The following is a 16,772-nucleotide window of genomic DNA, read 5'->3' as shown; positions in this document are numbered from 1 at the left end:
CATGGCAACGATCAAGGATGTGGCAGCGCTCGCAGGTATTTCCTACACCACCGTATCCCATGTGGTGAACAAGACGCGGCCGGTCAGCGAGCCTGTGCGGATCAAGGTTGAAGCGGCGATCAAGCAGTTGGACTATGTGCCGAGTGCCGTCGCCCGCTCACTCAAAGCCAAGACCACCGCCACCATCGGCCTGCTGGTGCCCAATAGCCTTAACCCGTATTTTGCCGAACTGGCGCGGGGCATCGAGGATTACTGTGAGCGTAATGGGTATTGCGTGATCCTCTGCAACTCCGACGATAACGCCGAGAAGCAGCGCAGCTACCTGCGCGTATTGCTGGAGAAGCGCATTGACGGCTTGATCGTGACCTCGGTAGGTGGCGATGACAGCGGCCTTGCTGCGGGATTGAGCGCGGTGCGCACGCCCATGGTGATTGTCGACCGGGCATTGGACGGCATTGATGTCGACCTGGTGCGTATCGACCACGAGGAAGGCGCTTACCTGGCGACCCGGCACTTGCTTGAACTGGGGCACCGGGACATCGCCTGCATTGGTGGCCCCGGCCACACCCGTGTGGCGCAAATGCGGCTTGCGGGCTACCACCGTGCGTTGCATGAGGCGGGCGTGGAAGTAATGGCCAGTCGCACCCTGGAAAGCGACTTCACCAGCACCGGAGGGTATGCCGCTGCGGTACAGTTGCTGTCGGAAAACCCGCCGAGTGCGATTTTCGCCAGTAACGACATGATCGGTTTCGGTGTATTACGTGCGGCAGCCGAGCGCAATATTCGTGTGCCTGGCGAGCTGTCGGTGATCGGTTTTGACGATATTCAAATGGGCCGCTACGTGTACCCGGCGCTGACCACGGTCGGACAGTCAATCCTGCAATTGGGTGAGACGGCCGCCGAACTCTTATTGCGACGAATTGCGACACCCCAACTGCCGATCGATCAGCGCATCGTGACGCCAAGCATTGTGTTGCGTGAGTCAACGGCGCCGTTTGCCGGTGTGTTCGCCCAATACCGCTGAACCGAATTGATGAGTACTGATGTATGCCAGCAAAAGTAGTGGTAATAGGCAGCTTGAACATGGATTTGGTCACCCGCGCCAGTCGCTTGCCGCGCGCCGGTGAAACCCTGATTGGCCAAACGTTTTCCACCGTACCGGGCGGCAAGGGCGCCAATCAGGCAGTGGCTTCGGCGCGCCTGGGCGCTGATGTGGCGATGATTGGCTGCGTCGGCACGGACGCCTACGGCACTCAATTGCGCGACGCGTTGCTGGTGGAGGGCATTGATTGCCAGGCCGTCAGCTCGGTAGACGGCTCCAGCGGCGTGGCATTGATTGTGGTGGATGACAGCAGCCAGAACGCGATTGTGATCGTTGCGGGAAGCAACGGTGAGCTGACGCCGGCTTCGTTGCAGTTGGCCGATGCGGTGTTGCAGGCGGCCGATGTGATCGTCTGCCAATTGGAAGTCCCTATGGACACCGTGGGCCATGCGCTTAAGCGCGGTCGTGAACTGGGCAAGACGGTGATCCTCAATCCGGCACCGGCCAGCGGACCGTTGCCGAAGGAATGGTACGCCTCGATCGACTATCTGATTCCGAACGAAAGCGAAGCCGGTGAATTAACTGGCGTGACCGTCGACTCCCTCGACAGCGCCAAGGTCGCCGCGACGCAGTTGATCAAAGCGGGCGCCGGAAAAGTGATCATCACTCTGGGTGCACAGGGCGCGCTGTTTGCCGATGGCAACGGCTTTGAGCACCTGGTGGCGCCCAAAGTAAAGGCGGTGGACACCACCGCGGCCGGTGACACCTTCGTGGGTGGTTTTGCCGCCGCGCTTGCCAACGGTAAAAGCGAAGCCGAGGCCATTCGCTTTGGTCAAGTCGCCGCTGCGCTGTCGGTCACCCGCGCCGGTGCACAACCCTCTATCCCTGCATTGCAGGACGTTCAAGGTTTTATACCCTCATGAAAAAGACACCTCTGCTCAATATCGCCCTGTCGCGCGTGATCGCGTCTCTCGGTCATGGTGACATCCTGGTGATTGGCGACGCCGGCCTGCCGGTGCCACCGGGCGTCGAGTTGATCGACCTGGCGCTGACTCAGGGCATTCCTGATTTCATCAGCACCCTGCGCATTGTGTTGAGTGAGATGCAGGTCGAAAGCCATGTATTGGCGGAAGAAATCCTGCTCAAGCAGCCTCCTGCGCTCACCTCGCTCAACTCCCTGACAGAACAGGCTGCCCTCGGCGAGCGTCGCCTGGTCAGCCACGAAGAATTCAAGCAGCTCAGTCGCAAGGCCCGCGCCGTGGTGCGCACTGGCGAGTGCCAGCCTTATTGCAATATCGCGCTGGTGTCCGGCGTAACCTTCTAGAGTTTTCTTACGACAAGGAGTGTGTCATGCAACGTGGTCTTCCAACCCTGAAAAACCTGTTTCGGAGTGTCCTGCTTTTGTCCGCGCTCACAGCCGCCAGCGCCCAAGCGGCGGAAAAAATCGACCTGATCATCGATACCGACCCAGGTGCCGATGACGTAGTGGCCTTGCTGTTTGCCATGGCCTCTCCGGAGGAACTGAGCATTCGTGCGCTGACCACCGTCGCCGGTAACGTGCGCCTGGACAAGACTTCCCGCAACGCTCGCCTGGCTCGTGAGTGGGCAGGGCGTGAGGAAATTCCTGTGTACGCAGGCGCGCCAAAACCCATGCTGCGCACGCCGATTTACGCTGAGAATATTCACGGCAAGGAAGGTATCTCCGGTGTCACCGTGCATGAGCCCAAAAAAGGCCTGGCTGACGGCAACGCGGTCGACTACCTGATCAAAACGCTCAGCACTGCCAAGCCGCACAGCATCACCATCGCCATGCTCGGCCCACAGACCAACCTGGCGCTGGCGTTGACCCAGGCTCCGGAAATCACCCAAGGCATCAAGGAAGTGGTGGTGATGGGCGGTGCGCACTTCAATGGTGGCAATATCACTCCGGTGGCTGAGTTCAACTTGTTCGCGGACCCTATCGCCGCTGAAATCGTGCTCAAAAGTGGCGTCAAGCTGACCTATCTGCCGTTGGACGTGACCCACAAGGTGCTGACCAGCGAAGCGCGCCTGAAGAAAATCGCAGCGATTAACAACAATGCGAGCAAAGTGGTTGGCGACATTCTCAATGAATACGTCAAAGGCGACATGGAGCACTACGGCATCCCGGGCGGCCCGGTACACGACGCTACCGTCATTGCTTATCTGCTCAAGCCGGCACTGTTCAGTGGGCGTGAGGTTAACGTGGTGGTGGACAGTCGCGAAGGTCCGACCTTCGGCCAGACCATCGTCGATTGGTATGACGGCTTGAAACAGCCGAAGAACGCGTTCTGGGTTGAGAACGGCGACGCCCAAGGCTTCTTCGATCTGCTGACCGAGCGCTTGGCGCGCCTGAAGTAATCTGTGTAGCGGTCGGCGCTCGCCGGCCGGTTCTTATTCGCGCTCGGGCTTGTGTGCGCCCATGTGATCGGCCGGGTACTTCTCGAATACTTGGCCGATGAAGGCCTGCGCGGCCTGAGTGCCGAGTTCCTTGACCAACAGGTCGATTCCGATGATTGCCAACTCCTCCGGGCTTCCGGGGCTGTAGGAGCTCTGTCCTTGAGGCCACTTGGCTTTGATGTCGGCTTGGAGGGTTACAGTGGTCATGGGGGGCTCGCGGGGTTGGAAGTGCTGGGCAGTGCGCTGTTACGCGGTTTTAATCGCGGCAGTTAACCATTTTTGCGTGGTCTTTGGCACTGCTACTTAGGCATGAGGTACTTCGGGTTGAGGCCGGCGCTGTGCGACACTGTTGTTCAATTCAATTGCCGGGGAACCCCAGGTGCAGATCGATTTGAACAACCCCGATAACCTCACGTTGGAGGCGGTTCGTCAACTGCTCGCCAGTGCCAGTGACGACGAGCATACCCAGTTACGAGTGACCAAGGCCGGTATCGCGTATATCTCCTCCGGGAAGGCCGTAGGCGGTGTCGAGATTGACGGCCTGCTGTTTCGCCTGGAAACCTGGGCGAAGGGTTCGGGTTATGTCGGTAAAGTCGCGGCCAGCGATGAGGTCTGGGTCATGCAGATTTTCAATGCGCTCGCGCAGAATTGGCCAACCCCACCGTTTGATTACATCGACATCTACTGAGTGCGTTCATATCTGGTGACGATTGACCGGGCGAATGCTCGCCTTGAGTCAGGCAGACTTGCCGTCAGCCGATTTACGTCTTGAAACCAAACGGCCAGATCGCGGTCGCACGATCTCTGTCCATTTTTATCATAGGAGGCTTCATGCCTTGGAAGCTCGCATCATTCGGCACTTTGTTGGCAGCACTCGCGTTGGCGGGTTGCAGCACCCCGGGTGCCCCAGAGCCAGGCAAAGGCGTCGCCGCTGCTGACGCAGGCCATAGCCGTTGTGAGTCGAAAGCTGCCGAATTCGCCATCGGCCAGAAAGCCTCGCCTCAGTTGCTGGATCAGGCGCGTACCCGTGCCGGCGCGCAGAACGCGCGGATCCTCAAGCCTAACGACATGATCACTCTGGAATACCGCTCCGACCGCTTGAACCTGAACACCGACGACAACCTGGTGATCACACGGGTCAACTGCGGCTGATAGCGCCCCGGCTTTTGCAGCGCCCATAAAAAACCCCGTCACATGGACGGGGTTTTTTTAGCTCAGCACAGAATTACTCTGGGCGAACCTGTGCAGCTTGCATACCCTTTTGGCCTTTCTCAGCCACGAAGGAAACGGTTTGGCCTTCTTTCAGGCTTTTGAAACCGTCGCTTTCGATAGCTTTGAAGTGTACGAACAGGTCGTCACCGCCACCTTGAGGAGTGATGAAGCCGAAGCCTTTTTCATCGTTGAACCATTTAACGGTGCCGGATTGGCGATTAGACATGGTGTATCTCCAAGAAACATATATTTTCAGTAGTGCTGTGCTGCTCAGGCCAACTGGGCACACTTGGCTATCATAGTCGAAATGTTCGGCTTGGGAGCCCCCCCAAGGCATTGTTTGCTAATCAATGACGTAGCGTTTAGTGCCTTGATCGGCTGAAAGCCCCGATCTACGGGGCTTTGCTGCGAAATATCAGCTGTTAAAAAAAGCCGTAAAAGCTGCGTAATTTGTGAGAAATGGCAGTTTTAAGGCTTTTTTTTCAGCGAAATGGCTGCCTGATCAGTGGTCGTTCTTACTTTTTCTTCACGACTTTGCAAGACGAAATAGCCGTGACCGCTTTGTTTTTAAGCTCCTGCTTGGCGTTCTGGTTGGTCATGAGCTCCTTGATTTCAGCGGTGCTCAATTCCGCATTGATCTTGTCGGCGCCACATTCGCAATGGTCTTTGGCGGTTTTGGCGTCAACGCTCTGCTGAGCGGCCGACGTGCAGTCTTTGACGAAGTTTTCCCGTTCAGCGGCCGAAGGCCAGTTCGATGGGGCTGCAGCCTGCGCACCGAAGGAGAGGAAGGCCAGCGATGCAGCAAGCGCGAAGGTCGAGGAAAAACGCATAGTTAAAGGCTCCTGAAGTCTTGAGGACGAACGGCGATTCTCGGTGTGTTTGAGGCCTGTCGTACAGCTCAAGTTCACTTTTGCAGCTATAAACGCTGGAATTTGTATTTCGTAAGGCCGTGTCGGCGCGATGACCGTTCATCTGTGCTAGCATCCTGCGCTTGGCTATTTACAGGCGTGCCAATTGCCGCCTTGCCATGTTCTTTTTTGAGTTCACTCCAGTCACTCTGGTTCGATTATCGGTTGGCCGAAAGGCTCCTGCCGCTGTAAGGCAGGCGTTCATCACTGAACGGCCTGGTGTTGGATCTTGTACTGGCTCATCCCAACCCACGTGACCTTTGGTAGGGGTCACCACTAGGAGAGGAGGCGCCATGCCAACTATTACTCTTCCCGATGGCAGTCAACGTTCATTCGATCATTCGGTTTCCGTAGCCGAGGTCGCCGCATCCATTGGTGCTGGCCTGGCCAAGGCCACCGTGGCCGGCAAGGTCGACGGCAAGCTGGTTGACGCCAGTGACCTGATCACCGCCGATGCCAGCCTGCAAATCATTACGCCGAAGGATCAAGAGGGGCTGGAGATCATTCGCCACTCTTGTGCCCACCTGATTGGCCACGCGGTCAAGCAGCTGTACCCGACCGCGAAGATGGTCATCGGCCCGGTCATTGACGAAGGCTTCTATTACGATATCGCCTACGAGCGTCCTTTCACTCCGGACGACCTGGCGGCGATCGAGGCGCGCATGCACGCGCTGATCGAAAAAGATTACGACGTCATCAAGAAAGTCACGCCGCGCGCCGAAGTGATCGACGTGTTCACCGCACGTGGTGAGGACTACAAGCTGCGTCTGGTGGAAGACATGCCGGACGAACAGGCCATGGGCCTGTATTACCACGAAGAATACGTCGACATGTGCCGTGGCCCGCACGTGCCGAACACACGCTTCCTCAAGTCGTTCAAGTTGACCAAGCTGTCCGGTGCCTACTGGCGCGGGGATGCGAAGAACGAGCAATTGCAGCGGATCTACGGCACTGCCTGGGCTGACAAGAAGCAACTGGCCGCCTACATCCAGCGCATCGAAGAAGCCGAAAAACGCGACCACCGCAAGATCGGCAAGCGCCTGAACCTGTTCCACCTTCAGGAAGAGGCGCCGGGCATGGTGTTCTGGCACCCGAACGGCTGGACCCTGTACCAGGTACTCGAGCAGTACATGCGCAAGGTTCAGCGCGATAACGGCTACCTGGAGATCAAGACTCCGCAAGTCGTTGATCGCGGCCTGTGGGAGAAATCCGGGCACTGGGCCAACTACGCCGACAACATGTTCACCACCCAGTCGGAAAACCGCGACTACGCCATCAAGCCGATGAACTGCCCGTGCCACGTGCAGGTGTTCAACCAAGGCCTGAAGAGCTACCGCGAGTTGCCGATGCGTCTGGCCGAATTCGGTGCCTGCCACCGTAACGAGCCGTCGGGTGCGCTGCACGGCATCATGCGGGTGCGTGGCTTCACTCAGGATGACGCCCACATCTTCTGCACCGAAGAGCAGATGCAGTCCGAATCCGCAGCGTTCATCAAGCTGACCATGGACGTTTATCGCGATTTCGGCTTCACCGAAGTCGAAATGAAGCTGTCCACTCGTCCGGAAAAACGCGTCGGCTCCGACGAACTGTGGGATCGCGCCGAAGCTGCATTGGCCGCAGCGCTAGACAATGCGGGCCTTGCGTACGATCTGCAGCCGGGTGAGGGCGCCTTCTACGGTCCGAAAATTGAGTTCTCGCTGAAAGATTGTCTTGGTCGTGTCTGGCAATGTGGTACTTTGCAGCTCGATTTTAACCTGCCGATCCGTTTGGGAGCCGAATACGTCTCCGAAGACAACAGCCGTAAGCACCCGGTTATGCTGCACCGGGCGATCCTCGGCTCGTTCGAACGTTTCGTCGGTATCCTGATCGAGCACTACGAGGGTGCATTCCCTGCGTGGCTGGCTCCGACCCAGGCAGTGATCATGAATATCACTGATAAACAGGCCGATTTTGCCGCTGAAGTTGAAAAAACTCTCAACGAAAGCGGATTTCGTGCCAAGTCCGACTTGAGAAATGAAAAGATCGGCTTTAAAATCCGCGAGCATACTTTGCTCAAGGTTCCCTATCTTTTGGTTATCGGAGATCGGGAAGTCGAGATGCAGACTGTCGCTGTGCGTACTCGTGAAGGTGCTGACCTGGGCTCGATGCCCGTCGCCCAGTTCGCTGAGTTCCTCGCGCAAGCGGTTTCCCGGCGTGGTCGCCCAGATTCGGAGTAATTATTATTAAGCGTGAAATGAGACAAGATAAACGAGCTGCACCGAAAGCCCCGATCAACGAGAATATCTCGGCACGCGAGGTTCGGTTAATTGGCGCTGACGGCGAGCAGATTGGCATCGTCTCGATTGATGAAGCGCTTCGTATTGCTGAAGAGTCCAAATTGGACCTGGTGGAAATTTCCGCCGATGCAATCCCACCCGTTTGCCGGGTGATGGACTACGGCAAGTCGATCTTCGAGAAGAAGAAGCAGATTGCTGCAGCGAAGAAGAACCAGAAGCAGATTCAAGTAAAAGAAATCAAGTTTCGTCCAGGGACGGAGGAAGGGGATTACCAGGTAAAACTGCGCAACCTGGTACGTTTCCTGAGTGATGGGGACAGGGCCAAGGTATCCTTGCGATTCCGCGGCCGTGAGATGGCCCACCAGGAGCTGGGGATGGAACTCCTCAAGCGGGTTGAAGCTGACCTGTTGGAGTACGGTTCTGTCGAGCAGCATCCTAAGATGGAAGGACGCCAGCTGATTATGGTCATCGCCCCGAAAAAGAAGAAGTAATCAACAGGGCACGGCAGGCCTTCTGATTATGTTTATCAACTGAATGCGGAGTATCCGAACATGCCAAAGATGAAGACTAAAAGTGGTGCTGCTAAGCGGTTTCTGAAAACTGCTAACGGTATCAAGCACAAGCACGCTTTCAAGAGCCACATCCTGACCAAAATGTCGACCAAGCGTAAGCGTCAACTGCGCGGAAGCAGCTTGCTGCATCCGTCTGACGTGGCAAAAGTCGAGCGCATGCTGCGCCTTCGTTAATTTTTGGATCAAGAATAGAGGAAGTAACTCATGGCTCGTGTAAAGCGTGGCGTCATTGCCCGTAAGCGTCACAAAAAAATTCTGAAACTTGCTAAAGGCTACTACGGCGCGCGTTCACGCGTATTCCGTGTTGCCAAGCAAGCGGTAATCAAGGCAGGCCAATACGCCTACCGTGACCGTCGTCAGAAAAAACGTCAGTTCCGCGCTCTGTGGATCGCTCGTATCAACGCTGGTGCACGTGTTAACGGTCTGTCCTACAGCCGTTTCATCGCTGGCCTGAAAAAAGCGTCCATCGAAATCGACCGTAAGGTTCTGGCTGAACTGGCCGTGAACGATAAAGCGGTGTTTGCTGCGATTGTCGAGAAAGCTAAAGCCACTTTGGCTTAAGTACCCCCGACAGTCACCCTGGGTTGCTCCTGCAGCCCAGGGTGGTAAACGTCATAAATAGGGGAAGAGCCTTCAAGCTCTTCCCCTATTTTGTATCTGGAGTCTGTACATGGAAAACCTGGACGCGCTCGTTGCTCAAGCTCTTGAGGCTGTGCAAAGCGCTGAAGATATCAATGCCCTGGAGCAAATCCGGGTTCACTACCTTGGCAAAAAGGGTGAATTGACTCAGGTGATGAAGACCCTGGGGAATTTGCCGGCTGAAGAGCGTCCGCAAGTCGGTGCGCTGATCAACGTCGCCAAGGAGCGTGTCACAGAGGTTCTCAATGCGCGCAAGGCGTCGCTCGAGGAGGCCGATCTTGCGGCCAAGCTCGCCGCCGAGTCCATTGACGTCACCTTGCCTGGCCGTGGCCAGGCCTCGGGCGGTCTGCATCCGATCACTCGGACTCTGGAACGTATCGAGCAGTTCTTCACCCATATTGGCTACGGCATTGCCGAAGGCCCTGAGGTCGAAGACGACTATCACAACTTCGAGGCGCTCAACATCCCAGGCCATCACCCGGCCCGGTCGATGCACGACACCTTCTATTTCAACGCGAACATGCTGTTGCGCACCCATACCTCGCCGGTACAGGTCCGCACCATGGAAGCGAACAAGCCGCCGATCCGCATCGTCTGCCCAGGCCGTGTGTACCGTAGCGACTCGGATATCACCCATTCGCCGATGTTCCACCAGGTCGAAGGCCTGCTGGTTGATCGCGACATCAATTTCGCCGACCTCAAAGGCACCATCGAAGAATTCCTGCGGGTGTTCTTCGAGAAGGAGCTGGCGGTACGTTTCCGTCCTTCGTTCTTCCCGTTCACCGAGCCATCCGCCGAAGTCGATATGGAGTGCGTGATGTGCAGCGGTAAAGGCTGCCGCGTCTGCAAACAGACCGGCTGGCTGGAAGTGATGGGCTGCGGCATGGTTCACCCCAACGTGCTGCGCATGTCCGGGATCGACCCGGAAGAGTTCTCGGGCTTTGCCTTCGGCATGGGCGTTGAGCGTCTGGCCATGCTGCGTTACGGCGTGAACGACTTACGTCTGTTCTTCGACAACGACTTGCGGTTCCTCGCGCAATTTCGCTAGTCGTAACGAATCTTTAGGAGAGCAGGATGAAATTCAGTGAACAATGGCTGCGTGGCTGGGTAAGCCCGCAGGTAGATCGCGACGAGCTGGTTGCTCGTCTGTCGATGGCCGGCCTTGAGGTCGATAGCGTAACGCCGGCCGCCGGTGTTTTCAGCGGCGTGGTCGTGGGCGAGGTGCTCAGCACCGAGCAGCACCCTGATGCTGATAAATTGCGGGTGTGCCAGGTCAGCAATGGCACCGAAACCTTCCAGGTCGTATGCGGAGCGCCAAACGTGCGCCCGGGCCTGAAGATTCCGTTCGCCATGATCGGCGCCGAACTGCCCGGCGACTTCAAGATCAAGAAAGCCAAGCTGCGTGGCGTTGAGTCCAACGGCATGCTCTGCTCCCAGGCAGAACTGCAAGTGGGCGAGGGCAACGACGGCCTGATGGAGCTGCCGGCTGACGCACCCGTAGGCCAGGACGTTCGTGTCTATCTGGAGCTGGAAGACGCCAGCATCGAGGTCGACCTGACCCCGAACCGTGGCGATTGCCTGTCCCTCGCTGGCCTGGCCCGTGAAGTCGGCGCGTTGTACAACGTTCCAGTCACCCGCCCCGTGGTTGCCGCAGTCGCTGCCGTGCACGAGGAAGTGCGCCCGATTGAAGTGCTGGCGCCCAACGCTTGCCCACGCTACCTGGGCCGTGTGATCCGTAACGTCGACCTTTCCAAGCCAACCCCGCTGTGGATGGTTGAGCGCCTGCGTCGCGCCGATGTGCGCAGCATCGACGCTGCCGTCGACATCACCAACTACGTGATGCTGGAGCTGGGCCAACCGTTGCACGCATTCGATCTCGCCGAAATCAATGGCGGTATCCGCGTGCGCATGGCCGAAGAAGGCGAGAAGCTCGTCTTGCTCGACGGCCAGGAAGTCAGCCTGCGCGCTGATACCCTGGTCATCGCCGACCATTCCCGCGCCCTGGCGATTGCCGGCGTGATGGGTGGCGAGCACAGCGGCGTGTCCGCGACCACTCGCGATATTTTCCTCGAAAGCGCGTTCTTCGATCAGATCGCCATCGCCGGCAAGGCGCGTTCTTACGGCCTGCACACCGATGCTTCGCATCGTTACGAGCGTGGCGTGGACTGGAAGCTGGCCCGTGAAGCCATGGAGCGCGCCACTGGCCTGCTGCTGGAGATCACCGGTGGCGACGCCGGCCCGATCACCGAAACCGTCAACGAACAGTACCTGCCGTCCGTTGCCCCTATTACGCTGCGCGCCAAAAGCGTCGAGCAAATGCTCGGCCTGGTGATCGAGCCTGCGCAGATCGAGCAATTGTTGTCGGCACTTGGCCTTGGCATTTCCGCTGGCGCCGAAGGGCAGTGGCACGTTGAAGTGCCAAGCCATCGTTTCGATATCAGCCTTGAAGTTGATCTGATCGAAGAGCTGGCCCGTCTGTATGGCTATAACCGTCTGCCGGTGCGCTACCCGCAAGCGCGCCTGGCACCGCAACCCAAGGCCGAAGCGCGTGCGCACCTGCCTGAGTTGCGTCGCCTGCTGGTTGCCCGTGGCTACCAGGAAGCCGTGACCTATAGCTTCATCGATCCGAAGCAGTTCGAACTGTTCAACCCAGGTGTCGAGCCGTTGTTGTTGGCTAACCCGATCTCTAACGACATGGCCGCCATGCGCTCGTCGCTGTGGCCAGGCTTGGTCAAGGCACTTTCGCATAACCTGAACCGTCAGCAGGATCGCGTACGCATGTTCGAAAGCGGCCTGCGTTTCGTCGGCCAACTCGACGGCCTGAAGCAAGAGCCGATGCTCGCCGGTGTGGTGTGCGGTAGCCGGCTGCCGGAAGGCTGGGCACAGGGCCGTGACGCCGTGGACTTCTTCGACGTTAAAGCTGATGTAGAAGCGGTATTGGGCTTTGCCGGTGCACTGAACGACTTCACGTTCGTGCCAGGCAATCATCCAGCGTTGCACCCGGGCCAGACTGCGCGTATCGAGCGCGAAGGGCGCTTGGTGGGCTTCGTCGGTGCGATCCACCCCGAGCTGTCGAAAACCCTCGGTCTCGACCGCCCTGTGTTCGTTTTTGAGCTGGTGCTGGCGGAAGTGGCGTCGGGCAAAATGCCTAAATTCAGCGAGTTGTCGCGCTTCCCTGAAGTGCGTCGTGACCTGGCGCTGATTGCCGACCGTGACGTGGCCGCCACTGCTGTTCTGGATGTAATCCGTGAAAATGCAGGGGAATGGCTGACAGACCTCAGGCTATTTGACGTCTATCAGGGTAAAGGCATTGATCCGCATAGAAAAAGCCTTGCAGTTGGCTTGACCTGGCAGCATCCATCGCGCACTCTTAATGACGATGAGGTGAATACCACGACACAAAATATCCTCACCTCGCTCGAACAAAGGTTGAACGCCACGTTAAGGAAGTGACGTATGGGGGCTTTGACGAAAGCTGAGATGGCGGAACGTCTGTACGAAGAGTTGGGTCTGAACAAGCGCGAGGCCAAGGAATTGGTCGAGCTGTTTTTTGAAGAAATCAGGCACGCTCTGGAAGACAACGAACAGGTCAAATTGTCCGGTTTCGGCAATTTTGACCTGCGGGACAAACGCCAGCGGCCTGGCCGCAATCCAAAAACGGGAGAAGAAATCCCGATCACGGCTCGCCGTGTGGTCACCTTTCGTCCAGGGCAGAAGTTGAAGGCCCGAGTTGAGGCTTATGCTGGAACCAAGTCATAACGACGAGCTACCCGTCATCCCAGGCAAACGCTACTTCACCATCGGTGAAGTCAGCGAGCTCTGTGCGGTCAAACCGCACGTGCTGCGCTATTGGGAGCAGGAGTTTCCTCAACTCAACCCCGTCAAACGCACCGGGAACCGTCGGTATTATCAGCGCCAGGATGTGCTGATGATCCGACAGATCCGCGCGTTGCTCTACGATCAGGGGTTCACCATCAGCGGCGCGCGCCAGCGTATGTCCGGTGATGAAGCCAAAGACGACACCACCCAATACAAGCAATTGATCCGCCAGATGATCTCCGAACTCGAAGATGTGCTGGTGGTTTTGAAGAAATAACCCAGGCTTTTAAAATACTTCCACATTTCAAAAGCTTGCGGTATATTCCTGATCGCTTCGTTGCGAAGCGAACCCAGTAACACGCCTAGTCGGGGCGTAGCGCAGTCCGGTAGCGCACTAGCATGGGGTGCTAGGGGTCGAGTGTTCGAATCACTCCGTCCCGACCATATTCTTCTTTGAAAAAGCCCAATCTGAAAAGGTTGGGCTTTTTCATGCGTCACACTTTCAGGTGGCGTCAGCCAGCCGTGCGTTCGCGCTGTTTGAGGTAGTCCACAAACGGGGTGATGTCCGTGCTGCAGAGCAAAGGCGCGATCGCGCAGACTTCGGTTTCCGACCATTCCCACCAGGCGGATTGCTCAAGGAGCAGGCGGGTGGGTTCGTCAAAGCGCCAGCGGATATGTTTGGCGGGGTTGCCGCCGACAATGGCATACGGCGCGACATCCTTGGTGACGATCGAGCCGGCGGCAACCACCGCGCCATTGCCGATGGTCACGCCTGACAGAATCTTCGCATGCGAGCTGATCCAGCAGTCATTGCCGATGGTGACGTCACCTTTGCTGCCGCCGAAGTCGGTGATGTGGGCGAGGCTTTTAACCTTGGCCGGGAACGGGTAGCAGCTGAGCCAGTCAGTGCGATGGTGACCACCCAAATACACTTCGACATTGCCGGCAATCGAGGTGTAGGCGCCTACTCGCAGGGTTGTGCCCTCATGCCAGTCATGAACCTTCAAGTCTCCGTAGGTGCCGATGCCAAAACTGTAATCGGGGTAACGGTTGCGCAGTTTTTGCGTAGAGCGCTCCAGCGGGGAGAGCGCGCGTAATGCCTTGCGCGCTTTATGTTCGCGCCATTTACGCAATAGCTTCATGGGGTGAGCCTTCTTGCAGAGATTGAAATCAGGCGACATCGTGAGGAATGGGTGCCGTCTATGCAAGACGAAGGTGGAGCCGTTTATTGATCTTCTGAAAATAGTCGTCGAAGCCTGTCCCTTTTTTTCACCTCGCCTGTCATTCCAGGCAAGTGAACAAAATCGAGAGCTTCCCCCAATGCCCGCAGTCTCACCCTTGCGCTTGCGCCCGTTGCTGAACCTCAGCCTGATGCTGAGCCTCTGTACCAGCCCGTTATTTGTCCCGATCAGCTATGCCGAAGATAGCACTCAGCGCCGCAGCTATGAGGTGCCGGCCGGTAGCCTGAGTGCCGCATTGACCCGTTTTGCCGGGCTCGCCGGGGTCAACCTGTCGGTGGACCCGGCGCTGGTCAGCGGTCGCAGCAGCGCCGGCTTGTCGGGTGAATACGCGGTGGAGGAGGGCTTTGCGCAGTTGCTGGGGGGATCGGGCCTGCAACTGCAAGCGCTGGGCGAGCAGGCGTACAAGTTGGTGCCGGTGCCGGAGGGCAGCAGCCTGCAACTGGCACCCACGTCGATCCTCGGTATGACGGGGCAGGCCGATGGGGATACCTATGCCGGCGGCCAAGTGGCGCGCCGCGGATCGCAAGGTCTGCTCGGCTCGCGTGACTTTATGGAAACGCCGTTCAGCATGACCACCTATACCGCCGAGGCGGTGAAGAACCAGCAGGCGCGCACCCTCGGCGAGCTGGTTGCCAGCGACCCGTCGGTGCGCACCACCAACCCGGCGGGCGGGCGCTACGAGCAGTTCACCATTCGCGGGTTCAGCCTGTTCAACAGCGATGTGGCCTACAACGGCCTCTATGGCGTGCTGCCGACTTACACCATCGACATGGAAATGGCCGAGCGCGTCGACATCCTCAAAGGCCCGAGCCAGTTGCTCAACGGCATCTCGCCGCGCGGCAGCGTCGGCGGCGGGATCAACGTAGTGCCCAAGCGCGCCACCGACAAGGACATCACCTCGTTGACCGGTACCTGGGCCTCCGGCAGCCAGGCCGGTGGCGCGGTGGATGTGGGACGGCGCTTTGGTGAGGACAACACATTTGGCCTGCGTTTCAATGGCGTGAAGCAGTCCGGTGATACCGAATGGGATCACCAGCGTGTCGACCGTGAAATGGCCGTGTTGGGCCTGGATTTTCGCGGCGAGCGCCTGCGCCTTTCCACGGATATAGGCCACACCGAGCGCGACACCGACGCGCCACAAGAACGTGTACAAGTCGGCGCCAATGCCAGGGTGCCGAGCGCCAACGATGTGCGCCATAACTACGCACAGCCCTGGAGCAAAGCCCGCACCGATGACACCTTCGGCACCGTTAACGGCGAGTTTGACCTCAGTGATAACGTGATGCTCTATGGCGGTGTGGGCGCGCGTAAGAGCCACCACGACTTCCTGCGTCACGCGGTTTCCGTCACCAACAACGCCGGGGATTTCAGCGTATTGCCACGGGATTTCACCCGCGATGAAAACGTGCGCACCGCCACAGCCGGGGTGCGCAGTTGGTTGCATACCGGAGCCGTTAGCCATGAGATTAACCTGGCGGCCAGCGACTTCTACATGGATTTTGAAAACGGCGGCGCGCGGTATGCGGCGGCGCCGAGCAACCTGTACAACCCGGTAGAAACCCCAACCCCTTCACGGCCAACACGCCTGGATTCCAGGGTCTACACCGAGAACCGCTTCAGTGGCGTGGCGCTGTCGGACACCCTGGGCTTTTTCGACGAGCGTTTATTACTGACCCTCGGCGCGCGCTGGCAGCGGGTAAAGGTCGACGACTGGACCGACAACGTCAAAGGCGATACGGCGTATGACGAGGAAAAAGTCTCGCCATCGGGCGGCATCCTCTTCAAAGCCACCGACAAGTTGTCGCTGTATGCCAACTACATGGAAGGCTTGAGCCAGGGCAAAATCGCGCCTTCGACCTCGATCAATGAAGATGAAATCTTCCCGCCGTTTGTCAGCCGCCAGGTTGAAGTCGGCGCCAAGTACGACGCCGGCGCGTTTGCCGTGACGGCTGCGGTGTTCCGAATCAAGCAGCCGGCCTACGAAACCAACGCCACTACACGGGTGTTCGGCCCCAACGGCAAACGCCAGAACGACGGCGTGGAACTGAGCGTGTTCGGCGAGCCGCTCAAGGGCGTGCGCCTGCTGGGTGGCGTGATGTTTATCGACAGCGAACTCACTCATACCACCAACGGTACTTTCGACGGCAACCGCGCCCCCGCCACGCCCAAGTACAACGTCAACCTGGGCGCCGAATGGGATGTGCCGACTGTCGAAGGTTTGACCCTGACCAGCCGTGGTATCTATTCCAGCTCGCAGTACCTCGACCAGTCCAACGTCAAGGAAATCGACGCCTGGACCCGCCTTGACGTCGGTGCGCGCTATGCCTTCAAGGTCGACGATAAGCAGATCACCTTGCGCGCGAATGTCGAGAACGTCGCCGATAAACGCTACTGGAGTTCGGCCGGTGCTTCGGATGACAGTGAACCGGGCCTCACCCTGTCCACGCCGCGTACCTATTTGCTGTCGGCCACGGTGGACTTCTAAGCACCGGGGCTATGTGGACGCTGGCGCCCACATAGCCCTGGGCACACCCCAGACTCGCCGCGTTAATAAGAATGTTTTTTGATTGCATCGCCGTGATATGGAATAGTACCCGCCGTTTTCCCAGGCCTCTCCCGCCTGGGTGTTTTAACGCCGAGGTCTT

General features: G+C 58.1%; 19 protein-coding genes and 1 tRNA gene. 16 read left to right on the top strand and 4 right to left on the bottom strand.

The features are described 5' to 3' along the window. Position 1: 1 nt before the first annotated feature. Genes CPH89_RS29945 through CPH89_RS29930 form a run of 4 tightly spaced genes read left to right on the top strand, consistent with a single transcriptional unit; the run spans position 2 to position 3,421 of the window. Positions 2-1,024 carry a LacI family DNA-binding transcriptional regulator gene (locus CPH89_RS29945; RefSeq protein ID WP_053257060.1) on the top strand — a complete coding sequence of 341 codons (1,023 nt, stop codon included), beginning with the start codon at positions 2-4 and terminating at the stop codon, positions 1,022-1,024. A 23-nt stretch (positions 1,025-1,047) separates the two neighbouring features. Next, positions 1,048-1,965, top strand: a complete 918-nt coding sequence (gene rbsK, locus CPH89_RS29940) for a ribokinase (RefSeq protein ID WP_053257059.1) — start codon at positions 1,048-1,050, stop codon at positions 1,963-1,965. After that, positions 1,962-2,366 carry a D-ribose pyranase gene (rbsD, locus tag CPH89_RS29935; protein WP_053257058.1) on the top strand — a complete coding sequence of 135 codons (405 nt, stop codon included), beginning with the start codon at positions 1,962-1,964 and terminating at the stop codon, positions 2,364-2,366. Before rbsK ends, rbsD begins: the two co-directional genes overlap by 4 nt. Positions 2,367-2,392: 26 nt before the next feature. Beyond that, complete coding sequence (locus CPH89_RS29930; protein ID WP_053257057.1) at positions 2,393-3,421, top strand: nucleoside hydrolase; 1,029 nt, start codon at positions 2,393-2,395, stop codon at positions 3,419-3,421. A gap of 33 nt (positions 3,422-3,454) precedes the next feature. On the opposite strand, the gene CPH89_RS29925 is transcribed toward CPH89_RS29930, so the two are convergent. Beyond that, positions 3,455-3,667 carry a hypothetical protein gene (locus CPH89_RS29925; protein WP_053257056.1) on the bottom strand — a complete coding sequence of 71 codons (213 nt, stop codon included), beginning with the start codon at positions 3,665-3,667 and terminating at the stop codon, positions 3,455-3,457. 172 nt (positions 3,668-3,839) lie between these two features. Here CPH89_RS29925 and CPH89_RS29920 point away from each other — a divergent pair, with 172 nt between their 5' ends. Beyond that, positions 3,840-4,148, top strand: coding sequence for a hypothetical protein (locus tag CPH89_RS29920; protein WP_053258007.1), 309 nt, complete (start codon positions 3,840-3,842; stop codon positions 4,146-4,148). Between the two features lie 143 nt (positions 4,149-4,291). Beyond that, positions 4,292-4,612: an I78 family peptidase inhibitor gene (locus CPH89_RS29915; RefSeq protein ID WP_053257055.1), complete on the top strand. Its 321-nt coding sequence runs from the start codon at positions 4,292-4,294 to the stop codon at positions 4,610-4,612. A gap of 73 nt (positions 4,613-4,685) precedes the next feature. On the opposite strand, the gene CPH89_RS29910 is transcribed toward CPH89_RS29915, so the two are convergent. Together CPH89_RS29910 and CPH89_RS29905 are read right to left on the bottom strand one after the other, a co-directional pair. Then, positions 4,686-4,898: a cold-shock protein gene (locus tag CPH89_RS29910; protein WP_032631434.1), complete on the bottom strand. Its 213-nt coding sequence runs from the start codon at positions 4,896-4,898 to the stop codon at positions 4,686-4,688. 289 nt (positions 4,899-5,187) lie between these two features. Continuing rightward, complete coding sequence (locus CPH89_RS29905; protein ID WP_053257054.1) at positions 5,188-5,502, bottom strand: hypothetical protein; 315 nt, start codon at positions 5,500-5,502, stop codon at positions 5,188-5,190. A 371-nt stretch (positions 5,503-5,873) separates the two neighbouring features. On the opposite strand from CPH89_RS29905, the gene thrS reads away from it, so the two are divergent. From thrS to CPH89_RS29860, 9 genes are all read left to right on the top strand, one after another. Beyond that, complete coding sequence (gene thrS / locus CPH89_RS29900; RefSeq protein ID WP_053257053.1) at positions 5,874-7,796, top strand: threonine--tRNA ligase; 1,923 nt, start codon at positions 5,874-5,876, stop codon at positions 7,794-7,796. Beyond that, positions 7,796-8,347 carry a translation initiation factor IF-3 gene (gene infC / locus CPH89_RS29895; RefSeq protein WP_169875357.1) on the top strand — a complete coding sequence of 184 codons (552 nt, stop codon included), beginning with the start codon at positions 7,796-7,798 and terminating at the stop codon, positions 8,345-8,347. Before thrS ends, infC begins: the two co-directional genes overlap by 1 nt. Before the next feature lie 60 nt (positions 8,348-8,407). Further along, on the top strand, positions 8,408-8,602 hold the full coding sequence (gene rpmI / locus CPH89_RS29890; RefSeq protein WP_002553160.1) for a 50S ribosomal protein L35: 195 nt from the start codon (positions 8,408-8,410) through the stop codon (positions 8,600-8,602). 30 nt (positions 8,603-8,632) lie between these two features. Next, positions 8,633-8,989: a 50S ribosomal protein L20 gene (gene rplT, locus CPH89_RS29885; RefSeq protein ID WP_053257052.1), complete on the top strand. Its 357-nt coding sequence runs from the start codon at positions 8,633-8,635 to the stop codon at positions 8,987-8,989. 109 nt (positions 8,990-9,098) lie between these two features. After that, positions 9,099-10,115 (top strand): phenylalanine--tRNA ligase subunit alpha, encoded by a 1,017-nt coding sequence (pheS, locus tag CPH89_RS29880; protein ID WP_034099107.1) that lies wholly within the window; start codon positions 9,099-9,101, stop codon positions 10,113-10,115. Positions 10,116-10,141: 26 nt separating this feature from the next. After that, the gene (gene pheT, locus CPH89_RS29875) at positions 10,142-12,520 is read left to right on the top strand and encodes a phenylalanine--tRNA ligase subunit beta (RefSeq protein WP_053257051.1); all 2,379 of its coding nucleotides are present in this window, start codon (positions 10,142-10,144) and stop codon (positions 12,518-12,520) included. Between the two features lie 3 nt (positions 12,521-12,523). Beyond that, on the top strand, positions 12,524-12,826 hold the full coding sequence (gene ihfA, locus CPH89_RS29870; RefSeq protein WP_002553164.1) for an integration host factor subunit alpha: 303 nt from the start codon (positions 12,524-12,526) through the stop codon (positions 12,824-12,826). Continuing rightward, positions 12,807-13,163: a MerR family transcriptional regulator gene (locus CPH89_RS29865; protein ID WP_003174972.1), complete on the top strand. Its 357-nt coding sequence runs from the start codon at positions 12,807-12,809 to the stop codon at positions 13,161-13,163. Before ihfA ends, CPH89_RS29865 begins: the two co-directional genes overlap by 20 nt. Positions 13,164-13,253: 90 nt before the next feature. Further along, positions 13,254-13,330 (top strand) — tRNA-Pro (locus tag CPH89_RS29860). 68 nt (positions 13,331-13,398) lie between these two features. Here CPH89_RS29860 and CPH89_RS29855 read toward each other — a convergent pair. Next, a complete protein-coding gene (locus tag CPH89_RS29855; protein WP_053257050.1) occupies positions 13,399-14,028 on the bottom strand; it encodes a CatB-related O-acetyltransferase in 630 nt (209 codons plus the stop codon). Between the two features lie 178 nt (positions 14,029-14,206). Between CPH89_RS29855 and CPH89_RS29850 the strand changes: the two genes are divergently transcribed. After that, entirely contained in the window at positions 14,207-16,612 is a 2,406-nt protein-coding gene (locus tag CPH89_RS29850; RefSeq protein ID WP_053257049.1) for a TonB-dependent receptor, read from the top strand. Positions 16,613-16,772: the final 160 nt, after the last annotated feature.

It is taken from the genome of Pseudomonas fluorescens, from assembly GCF_900215245.1.
GTDB lineage: Bacteria > Pseudomonadota > Gammaproteobacteria > Pseudomonadales > Pseudomonadaceae > Aquipseudomonas > Aquipseudomonas fluorescens.
This window is presented reverse-complemented; position numbering and strand designations above follow the sequence as displayed.

What these genes read in the sequence shown, in the direction of transcription:
- CPH89_RS29945 (WP_053257060.1), top strand. Translation starts at nt 2, where the DNA reads ATGGCAACGATCAAGGATGTGGCAGCGCTCGCAGGTATTTCCTACACC.
- rbsK (WP_053257059.1), top strand. Translation starts at nt 1,048, where the DNA reads ATGCCAGCAAAAGTAGTGGTAATAGGCAGCTTGAACATGGATTTGGTC.
- rbsD (WP_053257058.1), top strand. Translation starts at nt 1,962, where the DNA reads ATGAAAAAGACACCTCTGCTCAATATCGCCCTGTCGCGCGTGATCGCG.
- CPH89_RS29930 (WP_053257057.1), top strand. Translation starts at nt 2,393, where the DNA reads ATGCAACGTGGTCTTCCAACCCTGAAAAACCTGTTTCGGAGTGTCCTG.
- CPH89_RS29925 (WP_053257056.1), bottom strand. Translation starts at nt 3,667, where the DNA reads ATGACCACTGTAACCCTCCAAGCCGACATCAAAGCCAAGTGGCCTCAA.
- CPH89_RS29915 (WP_053257055.1), top strand. Translation starts at nt 4,292, where the DNA reads ATGCCTTGGAAGCTCGCATCATTCGGCACTTTGTTGGCAGCACTCGCG.
- CPH89_RS29910 (WP_032631434.1), bottom strand. Translation starts at nt 4,898, where the DNA reads ATGTCTAATCGCCAATCCGGCACCGTTAAATGGTTCAACGATGAAAAA.
- CPH89_RS29905 (WP_053257054.1), bottom strand. Translation starts at nt 5,502, where the DNA reads ATGCGTTTTTCCTCGACCTTCGCGCTTGCTGCATCGCTGGCCTTCCTC.
- thrS (WP_053257053.1), top strand. Translation starts at nt 5,874, where the DNA reads ATGCCAACTATTACTCTTCCCGATGGCAGTCAACGTTCATTCGATCAT.
- rpmI (WP_002553160.1), top strand. Translation starts at nt 8,408, where the DNA reads ATGCCAAAGATGAAGACTAAAAGTGGTGCTGCTAAGCGGTTTCTGAAA.
- rplT (WP_053257052.1), top strand. Translation starts at nt 8,633, where the DNA reads ATGGCTCGTGTAAAGCGTGGCGTCATTGCCCGTAAGCGTCACAAAAAA.
- pheS (WP_034099107.1), top strand. Translation starts at nt 9,099, where the DNA reads ATGGAAAACCTGGACGCGCTCGTTGCTCAAGCTCTTGAGGCTGTGCAA.
- pheT (WP_053257051.1), top strand. Translation starts at nt 10,142, where the DNA reads ATGAAATTCAGTGAACAATGGCTGCGTGGCTGGGTAAGCCCGCAGGTA.
- ihfA (WP_002553164.1), top strand. Translation starts at nt 12,524, where the DNA reads ATGGGGGCTTTGACGAAAGCTGAGATGGCGGAACGTCTGTACGAAGAG.
- CPH89_RS29865 (WP_003174972.1), top strand. Translation starts at nt 12,807, where the DNA reads ATGCTGGAACCAAGTCATAACGACGAGCTACCCGTCATCCCAGGCAAA.
- CPH89_RS29855 (WP_053257050.1), bottom strand. Translation starts at nt 14,028, where the DNA reads ATGAAGCTATTGCGTAAATGGCGCGAACATAAAGCGCGCAAGGCATTA.
- CPH89_RS29850 (WP_053257049.1), top strand. Translation starts at nt 14,207, where the DNA reads ATGCCCGCAGTCTCACCCTTGCGCTTGCGCCCGTTGCTGAACCTCAGC.